At 69.4% G+C, this 6621-nt stretch carries 5 protein-coding genes; 2 read left to right on the top strand and 3 right to left on the bottom strand.

The genetic code is table 11. The features are described 5' to 3' along the window. Positions 1 to 10: 10 nt before the first annotated feature. The 3 genes from O9271_RS06205 to O9271_RS06215 are packed head-to-tail and all read right to left on the bottom strand — an operon-like array spanning position 11 to position 2503. Positions 11 to 712, bottom strand: a complete 702-nt coding sequence (locus O9271_RS06205) for a hypothetical protein (RefSeq protein ID WP_298267222.1) — start codon at positions 710 to 712, stop codon at positions 11 to 13. Then, positions 709 to 1182, bottom strand: coding sequence for a hypothetical protein (locus O9271_RS06210; RefSeq protein WP_298267224.1), 474 nt, complete (start codon positions 1180 to 1182; stop codon positions 709 to 711). The genes O9271_RS06205 and O9271_RS06210 overlap by 4 nt, the downstream gene beginning before the upstream one ends. Before the next feature lie 7 nt (positions 1183 to 1189). Next, the gene (locus O9271_RS06215) at positions 1190 to 2503 is read right to left on the bottom strand and encodes an ATP-binding protein (RefSeq protein ID WP_298267226.1); all 1314 of its coding nucleotides are present in this window, start codon (positions 2501 to 2503) and stop codon (positions 1190 to 1192) included. 78 nt (positions 2504 to 2581) lie between these two features. On the opposite strand from O9271_RS06215, the gene O9271_RS06220 reads away from it, so the two are divergent. After that, on the top strand, positions 2582 to 4210 hold the full coding sequence (locus tag O9271_RS06220; RefSeq protein ID WP_298267228.1) for a class I adenylate-forming enzyme family protein: 1629 nt from the start codon (positions 2582 to 2584) through the stop codon (positions 4208 to 4210). A gap of 6 nt (positions 4211 to 4216) precedes the next feature. Continuing rightward, complete coding sequence (locus O9271_RS06225) at positions 4217 to 6397, top strand: NYN domain-containing protein (protein ID WP_298267230.1); 2181 nt, start codon at positions 4217 to 4219, stop codon at positions 6395 to 6397. The last annotated feature ends 224 nt before the right edge of the window (positions 6398 to 6621 follow it).

The following is a 6621-nucleotide window of genomic DNA, read 5'->3' on the forward strand; positions in this document are numbered from 1 at the left end:
TTCCTGCCGCTTACGCGCGCCCGCGGCCGGCGGAGGCATCGTTGGCCGCGCCCCGTGGAATACCGGCCGGGATCTCCACGGGAATTGCCACTGGCGCAGGTGCCTGGCGCTCCGCAAGGAGCCTGGTGGTGAAGCGCTGCCCTTCAGAGAGCCGCTCCATCTCCACGGCCACCGTGTCGAGGTTGCGTTCGAGCGTCTCGAAGCGGTCGCGCAGACGCGCTTCCAGCGCCGCGGTTTCGTTCTGGGCCGTGTGCTTCCGGTTGAGCCAGCGCACGACTGCGCGCGAGATGGGCCACCAGATGAGGAAGATCGACAGCGTGGCCGGAATGGCCCACGCGATCTGTGTCGCCTCTCGGGGAATCACGTCGCGGAAGGGAATGACCTGCGTATTGCCCTCCTGCGTGAGCACGAGGCTGCCGTCGTTCATCGAGATGCTCACCGGACGACCCTCGTCGCTGGTGAAGACGATGGGCCCTCCCGGCGACGGCGGGTCAGCGGGGGCCGCGGGCGGCGGCGGCGCCTGACGGGCGTTGGTGGCGTTCACCGCACGTTCAGCATCCTGGATGGCGTTCTCGATGATGCGGTCGGCGTTGGCGCGCGCCTGCTCCGCGCTGCGGGCGGCCTGCTCGGCATTCTGCGCCGCACGCGCCGCGCTGGCGGCCTGGTCGCCCGACTGCCCGAAGTGCACCTTGATCACGACGCGCGGGGTCATCGCACACGCTCCGCCTCTGCCGGTGCCCGCTCGGCCAGCAGTTTCGTGGTGAAGCGCTGCCCTTCACTGATGCGCTCCACCTCGACGGCCACGGTTTCGATGGCCTGTTCGATGGCGACCAAGCGCTGTTCAATGAGCGTCTGCTGCCGGATCTCGTGGCGCCTCTCGAAACGCCGCGCCCACGCCTTCACCAGCGGGGTGCCGAGCGACATGACCGTGGCGGCCCCCATGATGATGCCCATCATGTCCACCAGTCCGTCCGGCAGCGCCTTGCGGCGCGGGGCCGCAGGTGGCTCCGCGGCAACGGCCGTCGCGGGGACGCCCTCGACGCTCGAGGTGATGATCTCGCCGGAAGGCGACAGTTCGATGCGCTGCACCGTCCCGTCGCTCTTCTTGGTGACGACAATGGACTTGCCGCCGCCGTCCTGTGGCTGGGTCGCCAGAGTGGCGTCCTGCAGTTGCACCGTCATGTGTTCCTCACGCCGTCACCGGCAGTCGCATCATCATGGTGGTCCCGCGCCCGGGTTCGCTGGTAACCTCGATCGTTCCGGCATGGGCCTGCACCGTCTGCTGGGCAATGGCGAGTCCCAGCCCCGTTCCGCCCGGCTTGGTGGTGACATACGGGTCGAAGATGCGGGACAGCGCCTCGGGGGCGATCCCGCATCCGGTGTCCCGTACGGTGATCACTACCTGCCGGGTTTCAATCGGTGGCGAAACCGTGTCGCCGGCACGGCCGACAGCCGGTCCGGCTGTGACCGCCACTTCAATCGTTCCACCGGGGGGGGTGGCGTCGACCGCGTTGAGTAGCACATTGGCCACGGCGCGCACCAACGGCTCGTAATACCCGCGCACCAGCGGCAGGTCGGGGGCGCAGTCCAGGGTCAGGGTGATCCAATCGGGGACGGTCGTTTCCGCCACGCGGGTGACCATTTCCGCGACATCCACCTCGGCGGCCGGCCCATCGGGGAGGCGACCGAACTGGGCGAAGCTCTTGGCCATGACCTCGAGGCGGCTGGCCTCCTCGGCCAGCACCTCGACCGTATCCTGCAACTCGTCGGGGGCGCTGCGCCGAAGCCGGTCCACGGCGAAGCGAATGGGGGTGAGCGGATTCTTCAGTTCGTGGGCAAAGCGGCGGGCCGATTCGCGAAAGGCGTCGGCGCGCTCGGCCTCGAGCGCGCGGCGACGGCCGACCTCCAGTTCGCTCGCCATGGTCCGCATGCCGCTGCGCAGCACCTCGAACTCCGGGGCCCCGCGGCGGCTGGTGTGCGGCGGAATCGGGCGGCCGCCGCGTATGAGCCCCGTCCAGCCCACCAATTCGTCGAGCGGACGACTCAGCTGCCGACTGAGGTGCCCGGCCACCCGCGACGCCCCCACGGCCACCAGCGCAATAGCGAGGACCGCGCCCAGGATGACCAGGCGAATGGAACGCCCGGTCACGAAGTCGAACCGTCGGGCGAGTTGCGCCGACTCGCGCAGCTCCGCCTGGTGGGCGTCGAGGGCGGCGCGCTGTTCGGCCGAGAGGGGGGCCGCCGTCACGATCCGGTAGCTGTCGTCGCCGCTCTTGGCGATGCGCTCCCACGCCGATCGGGCGGAGAAGAGGGAGAGCGTGCGGGTGGCCACACCAGCCCAGGCCAGCGTTACCGTGACCGTGGGAACGAGGGCAAAGAGCAGCAGCATGGCGAAGAGCCGGGTCCGAAAGGGCGCGCGCGATCCGGCGCGCGGTCCCGCGGTGCTGTCCGCCCCCGCTTCCGTCGCGGAATTCGACCCGTTCAACTTCCGCATCTCGTTCATAGTCGGTAATTTACGTGGCTGTACCCGATCCCGCGTCATGCTTGCCCATCTGGGTGGGCGTTCGCTTCACGGAGTGAGATGGCAGCATCGTGGTCCCTGGCCCCACTGATCGCCCGTCGTGCACAGGAGCACCCTGCGCGCGCGCTGGCGACCACCGGGCAACGGACATGGACATACGAGCAGGTGGATGCCCAGGCATCCTCCCTGGCGGCAGCCTTCTCCGAACTGGGACTGGGGGCAGGCGATCGCATCGCCGTGAACCTCCCCAACGGCGTGGAGTGGATCATCACCACCCTCGCCGCGGCCCGACTCGGTGCCGTGCTGGTTCCGGTGAATCCCACGCTGGGGGTGCATGACCTGCGCTACCAGCTGCGCCATGCCGAAGTCAGCGCCGTCGTCACCATCGAACGGTGGAACGGCGTCGACTTTCTTCAGCGGTTCGAAGAGCTGCTGGGCGACCTCCCCGATCTGCAGTACGTCGTCACGGTGGGGGAGGAGGATCTCTGGTACGACGACCGGATCTTCCAGTTCGAAGATCTCGTGTCGAGTGGCGCCGGGAAGCCGATACCGGTCGTGGCCGATGGTGACGATGCGCGCGATCTCGCGGTCGTGTACACGTCGGGCACGATGGGCAAGCCGAAAGGGGTGCAGCTGTCGCATCGCGCGCTCGTCGAAAACGCCGTCCGCACCGCGCAGGCCCTCGAGCTGTCTCCCGAGGATCGCGTGCTGACGGCGGTGCCGTTTTGTGCGGTGTTCGGCTTCAGTGCCATGCTCGGCACGATGGCCAGCGGTGCCACCCTGGTGCTGCAGCCGGCCTTCGAGGCGGCGGGGGCGCTCGCGCTCATCGCCGAGACGCAGGTCACGGTGCTCCACGGTGTGCCCACGCAGTATCACCTCCTCATGCGCGAGGAGGCGTTCGACCCGTCGCGGCTGCGCTCGCTGCGCACCGGTCTCATGGCCGGCAGTGCGGTGGCCGAAGCGCTCGTGCGCAGGGTGCGTCGCTGGTGCGACGTCCTCGTGGCGTACGGCCTCACCGAAACGGGCGCCGTCGTGACCATCACCCGCTTCAGCGACAGCGAAGCGACCCGCCGCGACTCGGTGGGCATCGCGCTGCCGGGGATCGAGGTGATGGCGATGGACATCATGACGGGACAGTTGCACGGACCCGAGGCGGTCGGCGAGATCGCTGTCCGCGGGTCCAACCTCATGCGCGGGTACCTGCGCATGCCGGCCGAGACTGCCAAAGTCCACACGCCGGACGGTTTCTTCCTCACCGGTGATCTTGGCATCATCGACGAGGACGGGATCGTGAGGATCCTCGGACGTCGCCAGGAAACGATCTCGCGCGGGGGCATCCAGCTCTATCCGCGTGAACTCGAAGATCGCCTGCGCGCGCATCCGGCAGTGGACGATGTCTGCGTGATCGGTGTGCCCCATGACGTCATGGGAGAACTGGTCTGCGCATGCATCGTGGCAGTGGAAGGGGCGGTCATCACGGGCGACGAGATCAAGCGATTTGCCCGGGATACCATGGCTGCCGACAAGGTCCCCGACCTCGTCCGCTTCTTCGACACGTTCCCCATGACGGGGAGCGGCAAGATCCGCCGACGAGAACTCGCGCGTGCCATCGCGCTGAGTGCGAATGCCCTGAGCGCCACGGCGCTGCACGCGAACGCGCTCGATCACCCAGTATCGTATCCAGGCTAGGCTGTCATGAGTCGTCATCCATCCCGGTCGGGCGCATCGTCGCCGACCCGTTCCATTGCCCCGTTCCATCGCGGCCCCGCGTCGGTCGCTCCCATGGCCCCGGTGGCCCAACCCAATGTCGCGCCGCCGGCGCACGCGCCGAATGCCGCGCTGCTCATCGACTTCGACAACGTCACGATGGGCATCCGCTCCGACCTGCAGGAGGAGCTCAAGAACCTCCTCTCGTCGGACATCGTGAAGGGCAAGGTCGCGGTGCGCCGCGCCTATGCCGACTGGCGCCGCTATCCGCAGTACATCGTGCCGCTCACCGAGGCGAGCATCGACCTCATCTTCGCGCCCGCCTACGGCTCGGCGAAGAAGAACGCCACCGACATTCGCCTGGCGATCGACGCGCTCGAACTGGTGTTCACGCGCCCCGAGATCGGCACGTTCGTGCTGCTCAGCGGCGACTCCGACTTCTCGAGCATGGTCATCAAGCTCAAGGAGTACGGCAAGTACGTGATCGGCGTGGGCATTCGCGAGTCGTCGAGCGACCTGCTGGTCATGAATTGCGACGAGTACTACTCGTACAACGCGCTCGCCGGCCTCGTGAAGACGGGGGAGGACGAGACCACGCGCTGGGATCCGTGGGAGCTCGTAACCGAGGCGGTGGGGCGCATGAAGCGGAACGGCGACGTCATGCGCAGCGATCGCCTCAAGCAGGTGATGCAGGAGATCGACGCGTCGTTCGACGAGAAGAACTTGGGCCACCCGAAGTTCTCGCGCTTCGTGCACGAGGCGCAGCAGCGTGGGCTCCTGAAGGTCACCAAGCTCGAGAGCGGCCAGCTCGAAGTGGATGTGCCCGACGGCACGGTGGGGGCAGCCGTTGCCGCCGCGCCGACGGCGCCGGCCGATGATCGCCTCGATCGCGAAGGGCGTGAGGAGCGCGAACGCCGCGGCCGCCGCGGTCGTCGCGGGCGTGGTCGCGATCGCGGCGAACGTGAGCGGGAACCGCGCGACGGGGAACTGGCCGATGAGGGCGCCGAGCGTGGCGCCGACGTGGATGTGGCGCTCGACGAGACGGCCGAGATCCCCGTGCCGGTGGGCGAAACGATCGATCCGCAGACGGTGATTGCGGCGCTCGGCATTCGCCCGTTGCCGGTGGCCTCCGACACCGTTGAGACGACGCCGGCTGATGCCGCCGCGGTCGCGGAGGCGCGCGCCGAGGGGCGCGGCGACCGTGGGCGTCGCGGTCGCGGCCGGGGGCGTGATCGGTTCCGCGACCGTCGCGACGACGGCGAACCGACCGTTGCCGACGCGCGTCCCGAACCGCGGGCGGGCGGCGAAACGGCGCGCCCCGACGTGGCGCCGGCGTTCCGCAGCACGGATGTCTCCGATGCCATCGGCCGCAGCGGCGAACGACTCACCCGCGGCGACGCGTTCGACCTGGTGCGGCGGGCGGTCGAGTCGCTCGTCTCGGGAGATCAGGTCACCACGGCAAGCGCCGCCCGCCAGCGGGCGTTCGAACTGCTCGGCCGCGACAGTGAGTCACTGGCCACACGCATGTTCGAACGGGTGCTGCAGGACGCACACGACGCGAACATGATCGATCTGCGCCGCCGCGGCGACGACTGGGAAGTGGCGCGCGCGGCGGACGCGGCGAGCATCGTGGACCAGCTCAAGGCGGTGGATGACCAGCAGAAGGCCGAGGCTAAGGCGGCGCAGGCGCTGCTGCCGGCCGCGCCACGCGGCATGGGCGCGCGGGGCATTGGCGGGCGCGGCAAGGGGCCGGGGGCCCCGCCGCCGGGACTGCTCATGGTAGGGGTGGTGGGGGCGGCCAAGCCCGGCACGGGGGGGGCATCGGTGGCGGCGGCGACCGAGGCGGCGTCTGTGGCGGCGACTGCCGCGCCCAGCACCGCGCCAGCGGTGGCGTCGGTCACGGCGTTGGCTGCCGCGCCCGCTCCGGTGGCGGAAAGCGCCGTGCCGGCCAAGAAGGCGGCCAAGGGGCCAGCCAAGAAGTCCGCTAACGCGCCGGCCAAGACACCGGCCAAGACACCGGCCAAGACACCGGCCAAGACGCCGGCCAAGACGCCGGCCAAGACGCCGGCCAAGACACCGGCCAAGACGCCGGCCAAGAAGGCGCCGGGCGCCAAGAACGCGGCGGTCAAGAAGGCGGCGCCAGCGAAGAAGGCGGCAAAGAAGCGGTAGGGGTGGTTTGGACCACCAACGGGGAGGCCGATGTGGCCTCCCCGTTTTGCGTTCGGGTCGTGGTCGGGGGTGTGGTCGCGGCACTGCCACGACGGTCGGGGTACGGCCACAGCGGTCGGGGCACCGCCACCACGGTCGGGGTCTTCCTCCAGTCGGGGTTTGGGCCCGGGTCGGGGTCTTTAGGGCAGTCGGGGTCGGGGCTCCGGTCTGGCCGACGCTGCGCT

The sequence above is a fragment of the Gemmatimonas sp. genome (genome assembly GCF_027531815.1).
GTDB lineage: Bacteria > Gemmatimonadota > Gemmatimonadetes > Gemmatimonadales > Gemmatimonadaceae > Gemmatimonas.